Genomic DNA, 18,477 nt, shown 5'->3' with positions numbered 1-18,477 from the left:
AAACATGATTAATGTAACAAAAACATACTTACCAAACAAAGAAAAATATAAAAAATATATTGATGAAATCTATGAAAATGGTTGGATCACCAACAATGGTCCGCTTCTTCAAAGACTTGAAAAAAGACTTGCCGAGTATCTTGGTGTAAAAAATATTGTATTGGTTTCAAATGGTACAGTGGCTCTTGAAATAGCCTACAGGACTCTTGGACTAAAAGGTTTTGTAATAACGACACCTTTTAGTTTTGTGGCGACTACAAGCTCACTTGTAACAAATCAGCTTTTACCGATATTTGCAGATATTGACCGAAATTCATTGAATCTTGACCCAAAAAATATAGAAAAGTTGATCACTCCAAACACATCAGCAATTCTTCCCGTGCATGTATTTGGAAATGCTTGTGAGGTAGAGGATATTGAAAAAATAGCAAATAAACATAATCTAAAAGTAATTTATGATGCGGCTCATGCTTTTGATGTGAAGTATAAAAATCAAAGTGTATTAAACCATGGAAACATATCAACCCTCAGCTTTCATGCTACTAAGCTTTTTCATAGTATTGAAGGTGGTGCCTTAATCATCAATGATGATGAACTTGTTCAAAAAGCAAGATATCTTATAAATTTTGGCATTAAAAATATGGAAGAGATACCAGAACTTGGCACAAATGCTAAAATGAATGAGTTTGAAGCAGCAATGGGACTTTGCATACTTGATGATATTGAAGAGATTAAAGAAAAAAGAAAAGTTTTAATAGAAAATTACGCAAGAGAATTAAAGGGTTTCGTTCAATTTCAAAAGCAAAATAAAAATGCAACTCAAAATTATAGTTATTTTCCAGTAGTTTTTAAAACTGAAGAGCAACTTTTAAAAATACAGAAAGTATTAAATGAAAAAGATATCTTCCCACGAAGGTATTTTTATCCATCACTTGATACTTTGTCTTATATTGAGCCAAAGCAAGAATGTAAAACATCAAGAGATATTTCAAAAAAAATACTTTGTTTGCCTATTTATGCAGAACTGGAAAAAAGTATTCAAGAGATAATTATTAAAACCATAAAGGAAAATTTATAATGGATAAATATAGGATTCCAAATGTTAAAACTTTTGAATATACAAAAATCATAGGATTGGAAAATATAGAGTTTGGCCAAAATATTATTATTGATGATTTTGTACTTATTTATGCGAAAGAGAAAATTAAAATTGATGATTTTGTGCACATCGCAAGCTTTTCTTCTATTTCAGGTGGAGGAGAGTTAATTATGGAGGAATTTTCAGGTCTGGCTTCAGGTTGTAGAGTCATTACAGGAAGTGATGATTTTAAAGATTGGGGATTTGGAAATCCTACTATCGACAATAAATTTAGAAATGCTAAAACTGGAAAAGTAATAATTGGCAAATTTGCAATTATAGGTACAAATTGTACTATTTTACCAAATGTTAGTATTGGTGAAGGAGTCACAGTGGCTGCAAATTCACTCATTACAAAAAATTTAGAACCTTGGGGTATCTATGTAGGCAATAAAAAAGTTGGAGAAAGAAACAAGGAAGGAGTTTTAAAAAATTATGAGATATTTTTAGCTACTTCCAAAAATGAAAGAGTTGGAAATTTGTTTAAATGAAGTTCATTATATATACACATAGGTATGACATAAATTCTGGTGGTTTGATTGTTTTGCATATGTTATGTCACATGTTAAATGATTTAGGATATGAAGCATATTTATGGCCGAGTTATCGTCCTATTTTTAATTCTAAAAAATCTTTAAAAAGCCTAGGACAGTTTTTGAAATATTACAAAAAAGAGCTTCACAGACCTTTTACTGTAAATAAAAATTGGAATACACCGGTTGTTCATAAAAAGCTGGAATTAGAAAAAACCATTGTTGTATATCCTGAAGTAGTGGAGGGAAATCCCTTAAATGCAAAAAATGTTGTGAGATGGTTATTACATAAGCCTGGATTTCATAGCGGAAAAATTGATTTTGCTTTAAGTGATATGATAGTTGGTTTTGGTGAAAAATTTGCTACTAAAGATTTTCCTATTTATAAAGATAATCTTTTAACAATTTTTTATATCATGACAGATATTTATAAACAAACTAACTTTAATGATAGAATTGGAAGTTGTCACATGATAAGAAAGGGTAAAAATAAACAGTTTGTCCATGAAAAAAATTCATTGCTGACTGATGGTATGTCACATGAAGAATTGGCGAAGATTTTTAATGAAAAAAAGTATTTTATTTCATATGATACATATACATGCTATTCCATATATGCCTCACTTTGTGGTTGTATTAGTATTGTGATACCTGATAAAGGTGTAACCAAGAAAGAATGGCACCCAAAAGTTGAAGATACTTATGGTTTAGCTTATGGGCTTAATGACATTGAGTATGGTATACAAACAAAACACCTAATGCTTGAATATATTGAAAAACAACAAAATGAAAATATAAGGTCTGTTGAAAATTTTGCACAACGGTGTCAAGAATATTTTAAAGAAGAAAATCTGTAATGATATCAATTGCTAGCAAAACTAAAGATTTTTACAGCTATATTAAATGTAATGCGGTTTTATATGCAAACTACTTACTGTTAATATATACTTTTTTCTTACCAGTCTCAAAACAACTTAGCAATATTGCATTTTCTATTGTAATTTTGCTTTTTATTATAGATGGTAATTTTAAAAATAAATTCTTATTTTTATTTAAAGACAGAGTTGTAATGGCAATTTTTGCTTTTATACTGATGCATATTATTTGGCTAATTGGAACTGAACACTTTAATTACGCTCAAGATAAGATATCTAGCATGAAGCACTTTCTGTCTATTGGCATTATTATTTTAATAGTAAAAAAGAATTTTGTTGTAAAAATAATTGGAGCATTTGTTTTATCAATGCTTTTCAGTGAGATATGCTCTTATTTGATATTTTTTGGCATTATAGAACCATTCAATAATGCAACAAAAATAAATCCGGTTCCTTTCATGCTAAATCACGGCTTCTATGCTACTTTTCTAGCTTTTTCTCTAGGCATACTCCTTTATGGGTTATTTAATAAAAGACACCATACTGGCTATACTGCAAAAATAATTGGGTTTGTTTTTATCATAACAATTGCATTTAACATATTGATAATCTCTTCTAGGCTAGGTTATATTTTACTAATATCAGTCATATTAACCATGGTATATATTTTCTTTAAAAGAAATATAATAAAAAGTCTTTTTATCAGCTTGTCCATTCTTTTTATTCTATACTTAACAGTTTATACAAATATACAAAATTTCCAAAAAAGAATAAATCAAGCTATTGAGCATATAGAAAAAATTGCTAGTGAAAATAATTACACAACATCTGAGGGCATAAGATTTGGATTTCATGTTTATTCCATAAAAGGCATGAAAGATAATATATTTTTTGGACTAGGGACAGGAGATCACATAGAGCATATAAAAAGCATAATTAAAGAAGCTAATAAAAAGAGCTACAGGCCAATGATCAGCATCTTAAGTCAAGGCACAGGCTCTTCTTTACACAGCGATTACTTAGATATTTGTGTGCAGTTTGGCTTAATAGGATTAATTATTTTCTTAAATATTTTTTATCAATTGTATAAATATAATCAAAAAAATCGTGATCTAAAATCACTTCAAGTTTTATTGATTGTTGTGGTGCTTATAAGTGCTATTTCTCAAGGAATGATTTATTTTTCTCCATTGAATAAATTATTTATATTGTTTTCGGGAATCACACTAAGACTATACCAAGACGAGAAATATGGTGTATAAATATATTTGTGAGAATAGTTTTTGTAAGCAATGATGGCTAAGCAGACATTAATCGAGTATAAAAATTCTTCAATTTCTTTTTTATAGTTTTTCTTGCTTTGATAAATATATTTTTTACTGAAAACACCCTTTAGAAAATTATTTTATGCCTCATGAGCATTTAGCCCGATATCGCATATAAAAGAGTTTTTAACTTTTCTTTGATTCATAATCGCTAAAAATGGTGTGGCATCCCCTCTGTCGTGTATCTTGTGCCACAGATGGAACATATTAGCACTGTTTTTACAAGATTTAAGCGCTAACCCTTTAGCTCTAAATCGCCAATCCAAATCCATATCATCAGGGATTGCAGTTTCGCCATAGCTCTCATCAAACCCGTTAATCTCAACCATATCTTTTTTAAAACATGAAAAATTACATCCTAAAATTGAGGCACATGGGCTACGTGTTGATAAGATTTTATACAATGTGCCCTTCGGATCGAGCCTTATTCCTTGTTTAAATCTAGCTTCTTTGTCAAAAAAAAGATACCAATACTTCCATGGTTTTTTTTCTATATCTATGGATAAAACTTTTTTATTTTTTACCATTTCACTGAGTTTTTTTGGCAAATTCACCCTTCTGCCTGAGAGCACTTTCTTTTTCTCCGCCAAAGCCACATGCCCCTCCACAAATGTGCTATAAGGAACACAATCTCCATCAATAAAAATCAAATACTCACCGTCACTTGCCAACACAGCATTGTTTTGACTTCTCGCTTTTCTAACACCCAAATCTTCTTGCGTCGTATGTTTAACCTCAAGCCCTTCAATGCTTTTCACGTACGCACCCATAGCTTCATTTTCTCCATCTTCAGCAACGACTACTTCAAAGTTTTTATAAGTCTGTCCTTTGAGTGCCCCAATGATGAGCCTTAATGCCTCCACGTCTTTATAGACAGTCACAATTACACTCACACGCATAGTTCCTCCAATGCCGCCCTCACTTCTTCAAACTGCGTCGTTTCGTCAAACCGCTCTTTAGCTCTTTCTTGACCCCGTTGTGCCAATGCAGTACGCAACCCCTCATCCTCTAGCACTAGAGCTAATTTTGCCGCCAAATCTTGTGCATCCATGGGTTTAAACAACATCCCGCTGACTCCATCTTCGATGATTTCCCTTGGGCCCCCATTGTTACTTCCAAGCACACACACGCCCGCTTGCATGGCTTCTATGAGTACAAGCCCAAAAGTCTCTTTTTCTGTTGCAAGCACCACGCAATCACACCCTTGCATCAGTTTGGAAACCTGATTGCTAAACCCCACAAACACATCCTTCCCAAAGCGCTCATGCAGGCTTTTTTCATAATTTTTATCCATCGCCAAACCCACCACAAGGGTTGCAATAGCTTGCCCTTTTTGACGCAAGTACTCTACTGCCTCTAGCACTATATGCTGCCCCTTTGCTGGCTCAATACGCCCAAAGATGCCAACCACAAATGCTCTTTCAAGGCCGTACTCTTTCCGCAACTTCAAGCGCTCTGGCAGCTCAAGCACAGGTGGAGTCGCCACGCCAACATAAGAAGCAAACACCTTGGGTCGCACTGCCTTTGGCACAAACTTCTCAATCTGCTCGCACACAAGACGTGTCACACCGATGATGCCATCTACGTTTCGGTATAAAAACCGATGGTAAAAATCATTCTTAAACCGTGTCATATGCATGTGTCTTGTTTGCACAATCTTTGGCCTTTGAGGGGATAAAATCTTTGCAAAAACAGCCACAGGAAGGTCTTTTGTCCAGTGTACATGTAAAACATCTGCTTTACATGTATCGATGATTTTAGCTAATGCAAAAGGGTTTTTTCTGCCAATTTTCTCATATTTTAAGTCTTCTTCCTCAAGATATCCTGCTAGCTTTGAATCTTTTGCTATAACCATACTGGCTCTAAAGTGCTTTGCGCAACGCAATGCATAAAGCTCCAAACCCCCAAGATCAGGAGAAAGACACACTTCCAAGATACATATTTTTGTTTTACATGTAGGCATGGGCATGCTCGCACTTCCATCGGCGATGAAACCAAAACCACTCATCAGGCTTAGCACGAATAGCCTCCTCGGTAACACGCGCTTGGGCTTGGGTGGCTTTCAAAATATCTTTTTCCATATCCTCAGTCCTAGCCACTTCAATAGGTGGGTAAAAAGTAAGGGTAAAATGTTGATGGTCAGTTGTTGTCATAAACACAGGCACGATAAGCCCATCAACACGCCTTGCAACGATACTAGCCGCTGGCGTGTGACGCACTTTTTTTCCAAAAAAATCCACCAATACTCCCTCTCTAGCTCCTGTGCTTTGGTCCACAAGCAATCCCAAGTTTCTCCCTGCTTTGGCTGCTTTTAGCATAGGGCGCATCGCCCCATGCTTGTCGATAATCTCGATATCCAACTGCTCCCTATTAAAACGCACAATTTCATTCATTGCAGGAGAGTCCAAAGGGCGCCCGATGCCACTCAGTGGCCCGTATTTTGCCGCCAAGGCCAAAGACACCAACTCCCAATTTCCATAATGTGCTGTCTGAAACACCAGAGTTCTTCCTTGGGCAAGCGCCTCATCTAAAATGCCCTCGTTGACAAAGGTGACTTTGGTTAAAATCTCTTCTTTAGTACTGTTTTGATTGCGAATAAAATCTGCCCCGTTGAGCGCAAGATTGCGGTAGCACGCCTTTAAAATCCGCTCTTTTTCAGCCGCATCCATACTTTGCCCATAGGCCAAATCCAAATTGATACGAATGATGCGCCGATGCTTTTTATTCACCCACCTTACACCATCCGCCAAGGCGTACAACAAGGGTTTTAGCACCCCAAAGGGCACCCAACGCACCAGTGCCCTAAACCCATAAAAAAGCATCACATACATCTTATCCATTTAGCAATTCCTTTGCCCTGGCCACAATGGCCTCAGGCGCAATCGTCTCAATACACATTTCGTGTTTATTTAAGCGTTTTGCATCAATTTTCTTACCGCAATCTATTGTCACATTAACCGGCGTTGTGTAGGTATTGCGCGCGCTTGGCGTAGGCCCAAACAGGGTAATACTAGGGCGATTTTGCGCCCAAGCTACGTGCGTAGGCCCGCTATCTGGCCCAATCACTAAAGCACATTGTTCTACCAAAGCTACAAGCTCAGGCAAGGAAAGTTTGGGCAAAACCTTGGCTTGGGTGCGTGTGGCAATCCACTGGGCAATTTTTTCCTCCGTCGCACTTCCCCAGCACAGCCACACCAAAGCGTCCCCTAAGCCCTGCGCAACAAGGGCCATTTTTTCTTCAGGATAAACCTTGCTGGGCCAACTTGACCCTAGCACAAGTAGCACATTGGGGCGCGTTTGCTCAAACGTTACATGTAAAGAGGATTTTGAGAAAAGGCAAGGGATTTTGCTCTCAATAGCACGTCTGTCAAAGGGAAACTTCAGTGCCGCACACACGAGCTTTACATTGCGCACAATCACATTTTCCTCATAGGCCACCACTGCACGAACGTCATACAACAAACTCGCGGGCCACTCCCGAGTCGAACGCCCCGAAAATCCAGCCACGCATCTACCGCCAAGCACCCTGCTCACCACGGCGGATTTAATCAATCCCTGCAAATCAATCACCATGTCGTAGTTTTCTCTTTTTAGTGCTCGCAAAACCTGCCATTGCTGCCATGCGTTTTTCACAGAACCTTTGGCTTTTTTAAGTGACACAGCATGTACTTGGCGCAAAAGTGGGTGGCCTTCTAGCAAAGGTGCAAACCGCTCCTCCACCACCCAATCAACCTGCACATCAGGAAAATGGGCATGCATAATTTGCAAGACAATACTCGCATGCACAATATCACCAAGGGCAGAAAGCTTCACTAGAGCAATTTTCATAAATATCTTCTTTATATGTAAGCTTTGAGGGTTTCAAAAGCCTTTATTTTACAAAACCCAAACAAAAAAAGATGTTAATCAATCACCCCAAGCGCCTCATACAGCGACTCGACACTGGGGCATCCTTCACTTTTTAACCCCACCAGCAAGCATTTTTCAACCCCTGCATTTTTGCCCGCTTCCATGTCACTAAGCTTATCGCCCACCATCCACGAGCGCGCAGGGTCGATGCCAAACTCTTCGATAGCCTCTTCTAGCATGCCAGGACGCGGCTTGCGGCACGCGCATCCCACTTCTGGCGCATGGGGACAGTGGTACACCTTGGCAATGGTGACGCCATTTTTTTGAAACTCCTCAAGCATCCATGCGGTTAATGTTTCGTAAGCTTCTTGGGTGTAATACCCCCGCCCGATGCCTGATTGATTCGTCACAATGATGAGCAAATATCCCCGCGCCTCAAAGGTGCGCAAGGCCTCAAAAACCCTCGCACAAAAGGTAAAATCCTCAATGCGCGAGACATACCCCTTGTCTTCATTAATGACCCCATCACGGTCCAAAAACAGTGCTTTTTTCACGTCAATTTCCTTTACATGTAAGGCAATGAAGGGATTATACCCTAGCAAGCTAAAGTGATGCAATAAGCTCGCACAAAGCCAACTTAACTATAATACAGGAAAATTTTTATTAACTGGAGTGGTGAATGAAAAAAATTGCTTTCGCACTTTTATTCGCAGGTGTTTCTTCTTTGGTGGCTGCTGATGGCGCGGCTGTTTACAAAAAATGTATCTCCTGTCATGGAGCCGATGCCAAAACAAAAGCCTTGGGCAAATCAGAAGTGATTGCAGGCTGGCCAGCGGACAAACAAATCGCAGCACTCAAAGGCTACAAAGACGGCACCTACGGCGGCCCTATGAAAAACCTCATGAAAGGCCAAGTTGCCAACCTAAGCGACGCGGACATCGAAGCGGTTGCCAAGTATGTTGAAGGACTTGGAAAATAACCCCCTACTCGGGCGTTTTTTCGCCCGGGTTTTTTCTTCTCTCCTGCGCCTCTTTTTTCTTTTGCTCCATCATCACCGCGTCTCGCAACGCATCTTCACCGTCAAATTGCACCCCGTTGATAAACTTGCTCTGGTCGTCAAATTGCCCCGTTTTCAACCCCCAAAGCAACGCCAACAACGCGATTGCGCCTAAAAAAATCGACACACTTACCATCATCATCACCAATCCACCGCTCATAATTTTCCTTTTTTTAGCATGGTGCGAATACGCATCGCATTTCCAATCACCACTAGCGAACTTAACGACATAGAAATCGCCGCAATCATCGGATTCACAAACCCCAAGACCGCCAAAGGCACTGTAGTGACATTATACAAAAGAGAAAAGCCAATGTTTTGCTTGATGGTTCGGTAAGTTTTGCGTGAAACCAAAAACGCGTCTTCAAGGCTTTTCAAAGAATCATTCAGCAACACCACATCACTAGCGCTCACCGCCACATCTGCCCCCTCACCCATGGCAATAGCAATATCCGCTTGCGAAAGCGCCAAGGTGTCGTTAATGCCATCCCCCGCCATCACCACGCGCACACCTTTGGCTTGGTATTCCTCCACTACTGCGGCTTTTTCGTGAGGAAATAAGGAGTGGCGCACCTGCGTTATCCCTACTTCGCGCGCCACCTTCCACGCGGCAACTTCGTTGTCGCCCGTGAGCATTTCCACGCTAATACCCAGTTTTTGCAAGCGCGCCAACACTGCCTTCGCCTCTTTTTTTGGCGTATCCTCCAAAGCAAAACGCGCCAACACGACTCCATCACAACTAAACAGGTAGTGGGTCGCCCCAACCCGCTCATGTGCAATCCCAAGTTCCTCCATGAGCCGTCCACTCCCCCCTGCAATGGCGTGTTCTTTCCACTTAGCTTGCACCCCTTTGGCCTCCACCACTTCCACGTCCAAAAGTGCTGCCTCTTTGAGTGCTAAGGTATGTTCTTCCAAATACTCCCGCACCCCTTGGCTCACCGGATGAGACGAGGTGCCAAGGAGGGCATAGAGCACGTCAACTTCGCACGCAGGGTCTATCCACGCCTCTTTCACCTTGGGGCGTCCCTGAGTGAGTGTACCTGTTTTATCTAGCAACAACACGCGACTCTTGGCCATGTTTTCCAAAAAACTTGCCTCTTTAAACAGCACTCCTTTTTGCGCCCCCACCCCAAGACCCACCAGGGTAGCCACGGGCGTTGCCAAGCCCAAAGCGCACGGGCACGCAATCACAATCACCGAAATCGCCACCACTAGCGCTGTCTCAAAAGAGCCCGAAGCGGCAAACCACCCCGCAAAGGTGAGCAACGCAATGCTTAACACCACCACCGAAAATTTGCCTGCAATGCTATTGGCAAGCTGTTCGATGCGGGGTTTTTTAGTCATGGACACTTCCAAAAGGGTCACAATCTTGGAAAGAATGGAACCTTGATGGGTTGCACTTGCCTCGTAGCGCACCACGCTATCAAGGCAAATCGACCCACTTAAAATCGCCTCTTTTGGCCCCTTGAGTCGCGGTTCACTCTCACCTGTGAGGCTTGATTCATCAAATGACGCCTCACCGCTAAGCACCACCCCATCAATCACCACCTTCTCACCAGGGCGCACCTCAATCACATCACCTGCTTGCACCTCTTCTACATGTAAGAGTATTTTTTCCTCGCCGCGAATCACCATGACCTCTGTGGGCAAGGAGCCTATCATGGCATCCAACGTATCAACCGCGCGTTTTTTGGTGAGCACTTCGAGGTATTTTCCCGAAAACACAAAGGTCACAATCATGGTCACCGAATCAAAATAAGTCTCGCCATTTCCCGAAAACATCGCGTACAGTGAAAACCCGTAGGCCAAACTCGCCCCCGTGGCGATGAGCGTGTCCATGCTCACATACCCGTGCTTAAACCCATAATACGCCCCACGGTAGTACACCCAACCCGTGTAAAAGAGCGCGGGCGTTGCTAACACAAACTCCGCAAAATTAAGCACACTTTTAATATCGCCCCGCATCCCTGTAAAATACCCCGCGTATTGGGCGATGGCAATCCACATGATATTCATCGTGGCAAAAACCCCCACCAAAAGCCGTGAGTAGTATTCGCGTCTGGCCGCATTGGCATGTTCTTCTTGGAGTTTTGGATCATAAGGATGAGCGTTATACCCAATGGCACGAATGGTTTGGATGATGCTTGAAAGGCTCGTGGTTTCAGGGTCCCACACAATCCTCGCCTTATGGCTTGTACCGTTTATGCCAGCCTCCAACACCCCTTCTTTTTGAAACAGCACCTTTTCATTAAGCCACACGCACGCCGCGCAATGAATCCCCTCGATAATGAGCGAAATCTCACAAAATCCTTCAGCGTTGACCTTAATATAACGCTCTTTAAACTTCTCCAGATCAAACTTTTCAAGCCCCGAAAAAACCGGTGCCTCAGGGGGAGCAATCGCTTGACCACCGAGCTTGTCATAAAAACTCTCAAGCCCTTCACTTTGAAGCAAGTGAAACACCCCTTGGCATCCCTTGCAACAAAAAAAGCGTGGCTCCCCAAAGGTTTCATCGCAAAGCAATACCGCTTCATCGTACAACAGCTGGCAGTGGTCACATCGGCGTTTGGGCATGGTTTAATCTTTACATGTAAATTAAATTGAAATTATAATGTAGCTTTCCTCAGGATGACCTAAAACTCCCTTGATGCACCCCGCGCTTTATGCTACAATTTCGCCCATGAATGAACCCCTTCTCGCCCTCTTGTGCGCACTTATTTTTTTTGAATTCTTTGAGGTTGTGTGGCAACAAGGCCACTCCACACGCCGCTACATTGCCACCCTTTTACAGGTTTATTCCCGTAGTATTTTTTTGTTTATTGCCTTGCATCCGAGTTTTTATTTCGTCATTTTTTGCATGATGTACGCCCACGTCTACACCCCGCTTGCTTGGTTGCTCGTCAGCATTAAGGGACTAGACATCGTGGTAAAACTGGTTTTTTTAGACCGCCTGGCTACCCACAAACACCTTGGTGTTTACGCGCCTCTTGTAAATGTTGACCAAGGCTTCCCGTGGATGATGAAACTTATCCCGCTGGTTTTATACTCCATACTTTTTTATCTCGCCTTTGCTTGACAAGCGGGTGGGTTTAGTATAAAATTACACCCGAAGTTAAACGTACACGTGTCCAAAACTTCTTATTTTTTTGCCCCGAATCTATTTCTCGCACATCGACTCAGTACCGTGCAGCCTAACGGGCAGACATCATTATCGCTACATAGCAACAGGTAACCAATCCAACAAACCAACCAAAAAGAAGGAACCATGGGCGAAAGCACCAACACGGGAAATGGCAAGCCAAGCGCCAAAACCCAAAACCAACGCACGCACGTCCCCGTTGAGGGCTATAGAATCGAAGACTTACGCACACGAGATTTAAAACAACTTTTAGACATCGCCGAAAAAGCCGGCGTTGAAAACCCCCAAGAGCTCAAACGCCAAGATTTGATGTTTGAAATCCTCAAAACCCAAACCTCCAAGGGCGGGTTTATTTTATTTACCGGCATCCTTGAGATGTCTTCTGAGGGCTACGGCTTTTTACGCGCCACCGACTCCAACCTTACCCCAAGCCCCAATGATGCCTATGTTTCAAGTACGCAAATTCGCAAATTCGCCCTGCGCACCGGCGACATTGTTACTGGCCAAGTGCGCCCTCCTAAAGACCAAGAGCGCTACTATGCCCTGCTAAAAATCGAAGCTATCAACTATTTGCCTATGCAAGAGTCCAAACAGCGTCCTCTTTTTGACAACCTTACACCCCTTTACCCTGCCGAAGCGTTGAAGCTTGAATTTGACCCCATGAAACTCACCGGGCGGATGCTTGACCTCTTTGCCCCCATTGGCAAAGGCCAGCGTGGACTCATCGTCGCCCCTCCACGTAGCGGTAAAACCGAACTCATGAAAGAACTCGCTCATGGCATCGCCAAAAACCACCCCGAGGCCGAACTCATCGTCTTGCTTGTGGATGAGCGCCCCGAAGAGGTAACCGACATGCAGCGTTGTGTCAAAGGCGAAGTGTACAGCTCCACCTTTGACTTGCCCGCTTCCAACCACGTACGCGTGGCGGAATTGGTCATTGAAAAAGCCAAACGTCGCGTCGAGATGGGTAAAGATGTCATCATCTTGCTTGACTCCATCACTCGCCTCGCACGTGCGTACAACACCGTCACCCCTTCCAGTGGTAAAGTTCTTAGTGGCGGCGTGGATGCCAACGCACTTCACAAACCCAAGCGTTTCTTTGGTGCGGCCAGAAATATCGAATTTGGCGGAAGCTTGACCATCGTTGCCACTGCACTTGTAGAAACAGGTAGTCGGATGGACGAGGTTATTTTTGAAGAATTTAAAGGCACGGGCAACAGCGAAATCGCCCTAGACCGTAGCATCTCCGACCGACGTATTTTCCCTGCTATTAACATCATGAAATCAGGAACCCGCAAGGAAGAATTACTCATCTCGCCAGATAACTTGCAAAAAATTTGGGCTATTCGCACCGCCATCAGCCAAATGGATGACGTGGAAGCCCTCAAGTTCCTCTACGCCAAAATGCTTAAAACCGCTAACAACGAAGAGCTTTTGGCTGCTTTAAACGACGGCTAATCCCCATGCGCGCGGGGGTATTTGACAGCGGTGTGGGAGGCTTGAGCGTTGTGCGTAGCCTCCTTGAGCACCGCTTGTTTGATGAGATTATCTACTACGGCGATACTGCGCGCGTGCCCTATGGGGTCAAAGATAAAAACACCATCATTCGCTACTCCCTCGAAGCGGTGGAGTTTTTCAAAAACTTTGACATCGACACCCTCATCTGCGCGTGCAACTCCGTTAGCGCCTATGCCATCCCAGAACTTCGCGCCAAGGCACCTTTTCCTGTCTTTGGCGTGATTGAGCCTGGCGCCATTGCGGTGTGCAATAAAATCCTTGATAAAAACGCCCACATCCTCGTCCTTGGCACCCGCGCCACCATCAATAGCGGCAAATACCAAGACTTGTTGCGTGCGTGTGATTTTACAAACATCACCGCCCTCGCCCCTTCACTCTTTGTCCCCATGGTCGAAGAGGGGTTGCTAGAAGGCCCTGTGCTTGAACAAACCATGCACCATTATTTTAAAGATTTGCCCCACGCCCCCGATGTCATTATCCTTGGGTGCACCCATTTTCCACTCATTGGTGCCGCTATTGGGTCTTATTTTCCCCATGCTACATTGGTACATTCAGGCGAAGCGATTGTTGAGCACTTGGAAGAGCATTTAACCCTGCCAAGGCAAGAGAAAGAGACCCAACTCAAACTCTTTGCAACGGAAAATCCAGAAGGATTAAAAAACGTTGCGGCGATGTGGCTGGGTCTTGAAAAAGGGGGATTACTTTGAGCGGTGCATCGGATGCTGGTAGTCGTTGCGTTCGCAGCCACTTAAGGCTGCGCTAACACCAAGCGCGATTAGCATTGCTAACATCATGTGCTTCATCGGTTGCTCCTCTCGTTATAGTTTGGCCCATTATACCAAAGCTTAATCAAAAATCCAGTACAATCACTCCTTACGCATTGTGTGTGAAACCTAACCCATTTGCAAAAAATATTACTCTCTTGCTGTTCATATCCTAGGAGTCTATCGTGCCTGAAAAATCACAAGTCTTAGCCCTAAAATACCGCCCAAAATCCTTTGAAAAACTCATCGGACAAGAAGCCATCACCCAAACGCTCATCCAAGCCTTAAGCGCCAAACGCCTTTCCCATGCTTACCTTTTCTCAGGACTTCGTGGCAGTGGAAAAACCTCCACCGCACGCATCTTTTCCAAGGCCCTTGTGTGTGAAAAAGGGCCCACACCCACCCCTTGTGATGTGTGCCCCAACTGTGTCATGGCCAATGAAAACCGCCACATCGACATTATTGAAATGGACGCAGCAAGCAGCCGAAAAATCGACGATATCCGCGACTTGATTGAACAAACCAAATACCGCCCAAGCATCGCCGCTTTTAAAATCTTCATCATCGACGAAGTGCACATGCTTACCCGCGAAGCCTTTAACGCCCTGCTAAAAACCCTTGAAGAGCCGCCAGAATACGTCAAATTCATCCTTGCCACCACAGACCCGCTCAAATTACCCGCGACCATTCTTTCGCGCACCCAACACTTTCGCTTTAAGCAAATTTCGCGCAGTGACATCGTCCACCACCTCAGCCACATCCTCAACCAAGAACACATTGCCTACGAAATCGAAGCCCTTGAAATGCTCGCACGCGCAGGCAATGGCTCTTTGCGCGACACCCTCACCTTACTAGACCAAGCCATTCTTTTCTCCAAAGGCCACGTCAAACCCAATGTGGTTGCTTCCATGCTAGGCTTGCTTGACCCTGAGCGTTTAGAAGAGCTCTTTGAAATGATTCTTGAGGAAGACCGAAAAGGCATTTTAGAGGCCATCAAAGAGCTTGAAGACCACGAGTGTGAAGTGGTGATTGATGAACTCATTGCCTACTTAAAAGAGCGATTTTTAGAGCAAGATAGCCGTTTTTCTACCCTCTTGTGCGAACGCTTTTTCCGCATCCTAAGCGAAGCCAAACAGCTTTTGTTCATCAACGCCGAGAGCGGCTTTGTCTTAAGTCTTGTCTTTTTCAAGATGCTTGAAGCACTCAATATTAAAACCGTCGATGAAATGATTGCCTCCTTAGAGAGCGAAAAGTTTCGCCCCTTTGACGCCCCTCAAGTTGCCGCAGCACCCGCGCCCAGTGTGCCAAAACCCCTCACACCACCTCTCAAAAGCACCTACGAACAGCTAGTGGAGAAACTCTTTGACCGCGATTATGACTTAGGGCTTTGTTTTGAAAAACAGATTCGTTTTGTCGGATTTGAAGAGGGAAAACTTACCCTTGCCTCCTACGCCGATGAAGGGTGTCGAACCCATTTACGCAATGCTTCGGGTGTCATCAAACACCTCGTCAAAGAAGTCTTTGGGCTTGAAACAACCATCCAAATCACCCAAGAAAAACACGAAGCACTCCCTCAAGAGGAACCAGAGCCCTTGACTCCGCCAACAGAAGAAGTCCCCGAAGAAGGCGCAACACAAGGATGTGTCAGCGCGCCTTATGAAGAAAATAAAAAAGAGTTAGACGCTAAAGAGGTGTTAAATGACCCTTTTGTGCAAAAAGCGCAAGAACTTTTTAGCCCAAAAAAAATTCAAATTCGACCTAAGATTTAGCCTTACATGTAAGGGGTTTGTCTAAAAAGTGCCTTACATGTAAAAGGTTACATGTAAGGCATAACGCGGGTTATTTTTTAAAGCCTAGAACATAAAAGGTTTCTTGTCCAGAAACTTTTTCCAATTGCACTTTAAACTTCTCGGCCCACTTGAAGATGATTTCATTCACCTCTTCTTGGGCTTTGGATTCGGTAGCCATGTTTTTGATTTTAAAATAGTCCTTGTTGCTTGAGAGTGCCACAAATGAAAAATGGGGTTGCAAGTGGTCATGCAAGGTCACCAAGTGTTTTCCGATATGCTCAAAACCTTCGGTGTTTTGAATCACACGGTCGATTTGTGCCAAAGAGCTTTCGCTCACGCTGTAACCAAGTTGGGTTAAAAATGCATCATGGGTCATGAATCTCCTTTTATAAAAGTTCTTAATACGCCTTTGAAGCAAAGCTCCAAAGACTACGCTAACGCTAAGTTCTGCTCAGCGCAGGGCTCGCGCACCTTTGGTGCTTTGCCTGCTTTTGCAAGCAGGCTATTTACTTTGTTGAGAAATTAAAACGTCTTCTATCATCTTTGTAATGTCGCCATCTAGTATTGCCTCCACCTGCGAGTAAGCGACGTTACTGCGGGTGTCTTTGACTTGTTGGTAAGGGGCTAGCACGTAGCTACGAATCTGGTGCCCCCACCCAATCTCACTCTTTGCCACCCCGTCTTTTTCCGCTTGCTGTTTTTCAAGTTCCAATTCATACAAACGGGATTTTAACATTTTCATGGCATTGGCGCGGTTTTTGTGCTGAGAGCGGTCGTTCTGGCACTGTACCACAATGTTGGTAGGAATATGGGTGATGCGAATGGCGCTGTCGGTTTTATTGACATGCTGCCCACCCGCCCCGCTCGAACGGTACGTATCCACGCGAATCTCTTTATCTTCAATGACAATGGCAATATCATCATCCACTTCAGGACTCACCATCACCGAAGAAAAGGAGGTATGACGCTTGGCGTTGGAGTCAAAAGGGCTGATGCGCACCAAGCGGTGGATGCCATTTTCCGCTTTCATGTACCCGTACGCGTTGTCGCCTTTGAGGATAAAACTCACGTCTTTAAGCCCCGCTTCTTCGCCATCTTGGTAGTCCAGCACTTCCACCCCAAACCCCATGCGCTCCGCCCAACGCAAATACATGCGGTACAACATGCTCGCCCAATCCTGAGACTCCGTTCCCCCCGCACCCGGGTGGATGGAAACGATGGCATTTTTTCCATCATCCTCACCGCTAAGCATCATGGAAACCTCCAGTGCTGTCGTGGCTTTTTCAAGGCCTGAGGCATCGGCAATGAGCGCATTTAGAGTCTCTTCATCTTGTTCGCTTGAGGCCATCTCAAAGAGGTCTTTGGCATCTTCCACGGCCGCTTTGGCTTTGCGGTATTTTTTAAGCATCGCGACAAGTTTGGTTTTCTCTTTTTGTAACACTGCTGCTGCTTCAACCGCCTCCCAAAACGTAGGCTCTTGCTCTTGCGCCTCAATCTCATCAACCCGTTTTTTAAGGGTTTCAGGCTGAATAATTTGGGCAATATTGGTAACTTTTTTGGTTAGTTTTTTTAACAATTCTGTGTATTCGTAGTGGTCCAAAGGCACTCCCGTTTTTTTGGTATAATGTCTTCCTTTTAAAAACCCATTCTACTGTAAAGTCGCTAAAATGAAAATTGTTTCCCAACCCGAAGAACTCGCCCAATTTCGCCAAACCTTGCAAGGAAGCGTGGGGTTTGTTCCCACCATGGGCGCGCTCCACAACGGGCATCTTTCGCTGATTAAACGCTCCATCGCTGAAAATGACCACACGGTGGTTTCCCTTTTTGTTAACCCTACCCAATTTTTGCCCGGAGAAGATTTGAGCACTTACCCAAGGCGCCAAGAGGCCGACTTAAAACTGTGTCGCCTTGCTGGCGTAGACGCCGTGTTTACACCCCAAGCTACCGCCATGTACAGCATTGAAGAGCCCATTCTTTGTGCGCCCGACACCCTAGGCTACATGCTTGAAGGATTGCGCCGCCCTGGCCACTTTGATGGAGTGTTGCGCGTGGTACTTAAACTGTTTAACCTCACCCAGCCCACCCATGCTTATTTTGGCAAAAAAGACGTCCAACAACTCTACCTCATCCAAAACATGGTGCGTACCCTCTTTTTGCCTGTGAGCATCGTTCCGTGCGACATTGTGCGCGAGGAAGACGGCCTTGCCCTCTCTAGCCGCAACGTCTACCTCTCTTTTGATGAGCGCCAAGAGGCCCTCAAACTCTCCAAGGCCCTCAAACACGCCTCCCGCCTTGTGATACAAAAAGAGTTTCGCACAGAGGTTCTAGAGCGCACCATGCAAGAGACGCTAACCCCTTTACATGTAGAGTACGCCCGTGTTTTACGCCGAGATTTTACCCCTATTGAGCGGGTGGAACTGGGCAATACCCTCATCGCTATTGCTGCTTATGTTGGCTCGACGCGACTCATCGATAACCTTTGGATGTAA

19 protein-coding genes are annotated in these 18,477 nt (G+C 43.7%); 10 read left to right on the top strand and 9 right to left on the bottom strand.

The window, feature by feature from the left end; translation table 11 throughout:
• Positions 1–4: 4 nt before the first annotated feature.
• From AC5SLM_RS12060 to AC5SLM_RS12045, 4 genes are read left to right on the top strand one after another with little or no spacing between them, the layout of a single operon-like run.
• On the top strand, positions 5–1,078 hold the full coding sequence (locus AC5SLM_RS12060; protein WP_495251213.1) for a DegT/DnrJ/EryC1/StrS family aminotransferase: 1,074 nt from the start codon (positions 5–7) through the stop codon (positions 1,076–1,078).
• On the top strand, positions 1,078–1,629 hold the full coding sequence (locus tag AC5SLM_RS12055) for an acyltransferase (RefSeq protein WP_495251212.1): 552 nt from the start codon (positions 1,078–1,080) through the stop codon (positions 1,627–1,629). The genes AC5SLM_RS12060 and AC5SLM_RS12055 overlap by 1 nt, the downstream gene beginning before the upstream one ends.
• The gene (locus AC5SLM_RS12050; protein WP_495251211.1) at positions 1,626–2,528 is read left to right on the top strand and encodes a hypothetical protein; all 903 of its coding nucleotides are present in this window, start codon (positions 1,626–1,628) and stop codon (positions 2,526–2,528) included. Before AC5SLM_RS12055 ends, AC5SLM_RS12050 begins: the two co-directional genes overlap by 4 nt.
• A complete protein-coding gene (locus AC5SLM_RS12045; RefSeq protein ID WP_495251210.1) occupies positions 2,528–3,808 on the top strand; it encodes an O-antigen ligase family protein in 1,281 nt (426 codons plus the stop codon). The genes AC5SLM_RS12050 and AC5SLM_RS12045 overlap by 1 nt, the downstream gene beginning before the upstream one ends.
• A 143-nt stretch (positions 3,809–3,951) precedes the next feature.
• On the opposite strand, the gene AC5SLM_RS12040 is transcribed toward AC5SLM_RS12045, so the two are convergent.
• The 5 genes from AC5SLM_RS12040 to gmhB form a co-directional block, all read right to left on the bottom strand.
• Positions 3,952–4,770 (bottom strand): glycosyltransferase, encoded by an 819-nt coding sequence (locus AC5SLM_RS12040; RefSeq protein ID WP_495251209.1) that lies wholly within the window; start codon positions 4,768–4,770, stop codon positions 3,952–3,954.
• Complete coding sequence (locus AC5SLM_RS12035; RefSeq protein WP_495251208.1) at positions 4,761–5,891, bottom strand: glycosyltransferase family 4 protein; 1,131 nt, start codon at positions 5,889–5,891, stop codon at positions 4,761–4,763. Before AC5SLM_RS12035 ends, AC5SLM_RS12040 begins: the two co-directional genes overlap by 10 nt.
• The gene (locus AC5SLM_RS12030) at positions 5,821–6,711 is read right to left on the bottom strand and encodes a lipid A biosynthesis lauroyl acyltransferase (protein WP_495251207.1); all 891 of its coding nucleotides are present in this window, start codon (positions 6,709–6,711) and stop codon (positions 5,821–5,823) included. The genes AC5SLM_RS12035 and AC5SLM_RS12030 overlap by 71 nt, the downstream gene beginning before the upstream one ends.
• Positions 6,704–7,699, bottom strand: coding sequence for a lipopolysaccharide heptosyltransferase I (gene waaC, locus AC5SLM_RS12025; protein ID WP_495251206.1), 996 nt, complete (start codon positions 7,697–7,699; stop codon positions 6,704–6,706). The genes AC5SLM_RS12030 and waaC overlap by 8 nt, the downstream gene beginning before the upstream one ends.
• 74 nt (positions 7,700–7,773) lie before the next feature.
• Positions 7,774–8,274, bottom strand: coding sequence for a D-glycero-beta-D-manno-heptose 1,7-bisphosphate 7-phosphatase (gene gmhB / locus AC5SLM_RS12020; RefSeq protein ID WP_495251205.1), 501 nt, complete (start codon positions 8,272–8,274; stop codon positions 7,774–7,776).
• Positions 8,275–8,399: 125 nt separating this feature from the next.
• Here gmhB and AC5SLM_RS12015 point away from each other — a divergent pair, with 125 nt between their 5' ends.
• A complete protein-coding gene (locus AC5SLM_RS12015) occupies positions 8,400–8,699 on the top strand; it encodes a c-type cytochrome (protein WP_495251204.1) in 300 nt (99 codons plus the stop codon).
• A gap of 4 nt (positions 8,700–8,703) precedes the next feature.
• Here the strand turns inward: AC5SLM_RS12015 and ccoS are convergent, their stop codons facing one another.
• Together ccoS and AC5SLM_RS12005 are read right to left on the bottom strand one after the other, a co-directional pair.
• The gene (gene ccoS / locus AC5SLM_RS12010) at positions 8,704–8,937 is read right to left on the bottom strand and encodes a cbb3-type cytochrome oxidase assembly protein CcoS (protein ID WP_495251203.1); all 234 of its coding nucleotides are present in this window, start codon (positions 8,935–8,937) and stop codon (positions 8,704–8,706) included.
• Entirely contained in the window at positions 8,934–11,351 is a 2,418-nt protein-coding gene (locus AC5SLM_RS12005; RefSeq protein ID WP_495251202.1) for a heavy metal translocating P-type ATPase, read from the bottom strand. Before AC5SLM_RS12005 ends, ccoS begins: the two co-directional genes overlap by 4 nt.
• Positions 11,352–11,421: 70 nt before the next feature.
• Here AC5SLM_RS12005 and AC5SLM_RS12000 point away from each other — a divergent pair, with 70 nt between their 5' ends.
• The 4 genes from AC5SLM_RS12000 to AC5SLM_RS11985 all read left to right on the top strand — a co-directional run bounded on the left by AC5SLM_RS12000 (position 11,422) and on the right by AC5SLM_RS11985 (position 15,967).
• Positions 11,422–11,853, top strand: coding sequence for a hypothetical protein (locus AC5SLM_RS12000; protein ID WP_495251201.1), 432 nt, complete (start codon positions 11,422–11,424; stop codon positions 11,851–11,853).
• A gap of 189 nt (positions 11,854–12,042) precedes the next feature.
• Positions 12,043–13,374 carry a transcription termination factor Rho gene (gene rho / locus AC5SLM_RS11995; RefSeq protein WP_495251200.1) on the top strand — a complete coding sequence of 444 codons (1,332 nt, stop codon included), beginning with the start codon at positions 12,043–12,045 and terminating at the stop codon, positions 13,372–13,374.
• 5 nt (positions 13,375–13,379) lie between these two features.
• The gene (gene murI, locus AC5SLM_RS11990; RefSeq protein ID WP_495251199.1) at positions 13,380–14,141 is read left to right on the top strand and encodes a glutamate racemase; all 762 of its coding nucleotides are present in this window, start codon (positions 13,380–13,382) and stop codon (positions 14,139–14,141) included.
• Positions 14,142–14,383: 242 nt separating this feature from the next.
• Positions 14,384–15,967 carry a DNA polymerase III subunit gamma/tau gene (locus AC5SLM_RS11985; protein WP_495251198.1) on the top strand — a complete coding sequence of 528 codons (1,584 nt, stop codon included), beginning with the start codon at positions 14,384–14,386 and terminating at the stop codon, positions 15,965–15,967.
• A 70-nt stretch (positions 15,968–16,037) separates the two neighbouring features.
• Here the strand turns inward: AC5SLM_RS11985 and AC5SLM_RS11980 are convergent, their stop codons facing one another.
• Both AC5SLM_RS11980 and prfB read right to left on the bottom strand, forming a co-directional pair.
• Positions 16,038–16,364 (bottom strand): hypothetical protein, encoded by a 327-nt coding sequence (locus AC5SLM_RS11980; protein WP_495251197.1) that lies wholly within the window; start codon positions 16,362–16,364, stop codon positions 16,038–16,040.
• Between the two features lie 126 nt (positions 16,365–16,490).
• Positions 16,491–17,588 (bottom strand): peptide chain release factor 2, encoded by a 1,098-nt coding sequence (prfB, locus tag AC5SLM_RS11975; protein ID WP_495251196.1) that lies wholly within the window; start codon positions 17,586–17,588, stop codon positions 16,491–16,493.
• Positions 17,589–17,655: 67 nt separating this feature from the next.
• Here prfB and panC point away from each other — a divergent pair, with 67 nt between their 5' ends.
• On the top strand, positions 17,656–18,477 hold the full coding sequence (gene panC, locus AC5SLM_RS11970) for a pantoate--beta-alanine ligase (RefSeq protein ID WP_495251195.1): 822 nt from the start codon (positions 17,656–17,658) through the stop codon (positions 18,475–18,477).

The organism is Sulfurospirillum sp. HTRB-L1 (assembly GCF_059415125.1).
This window is presented reverse-complemented; position numbering and strand designations above follow the sequence as displayed.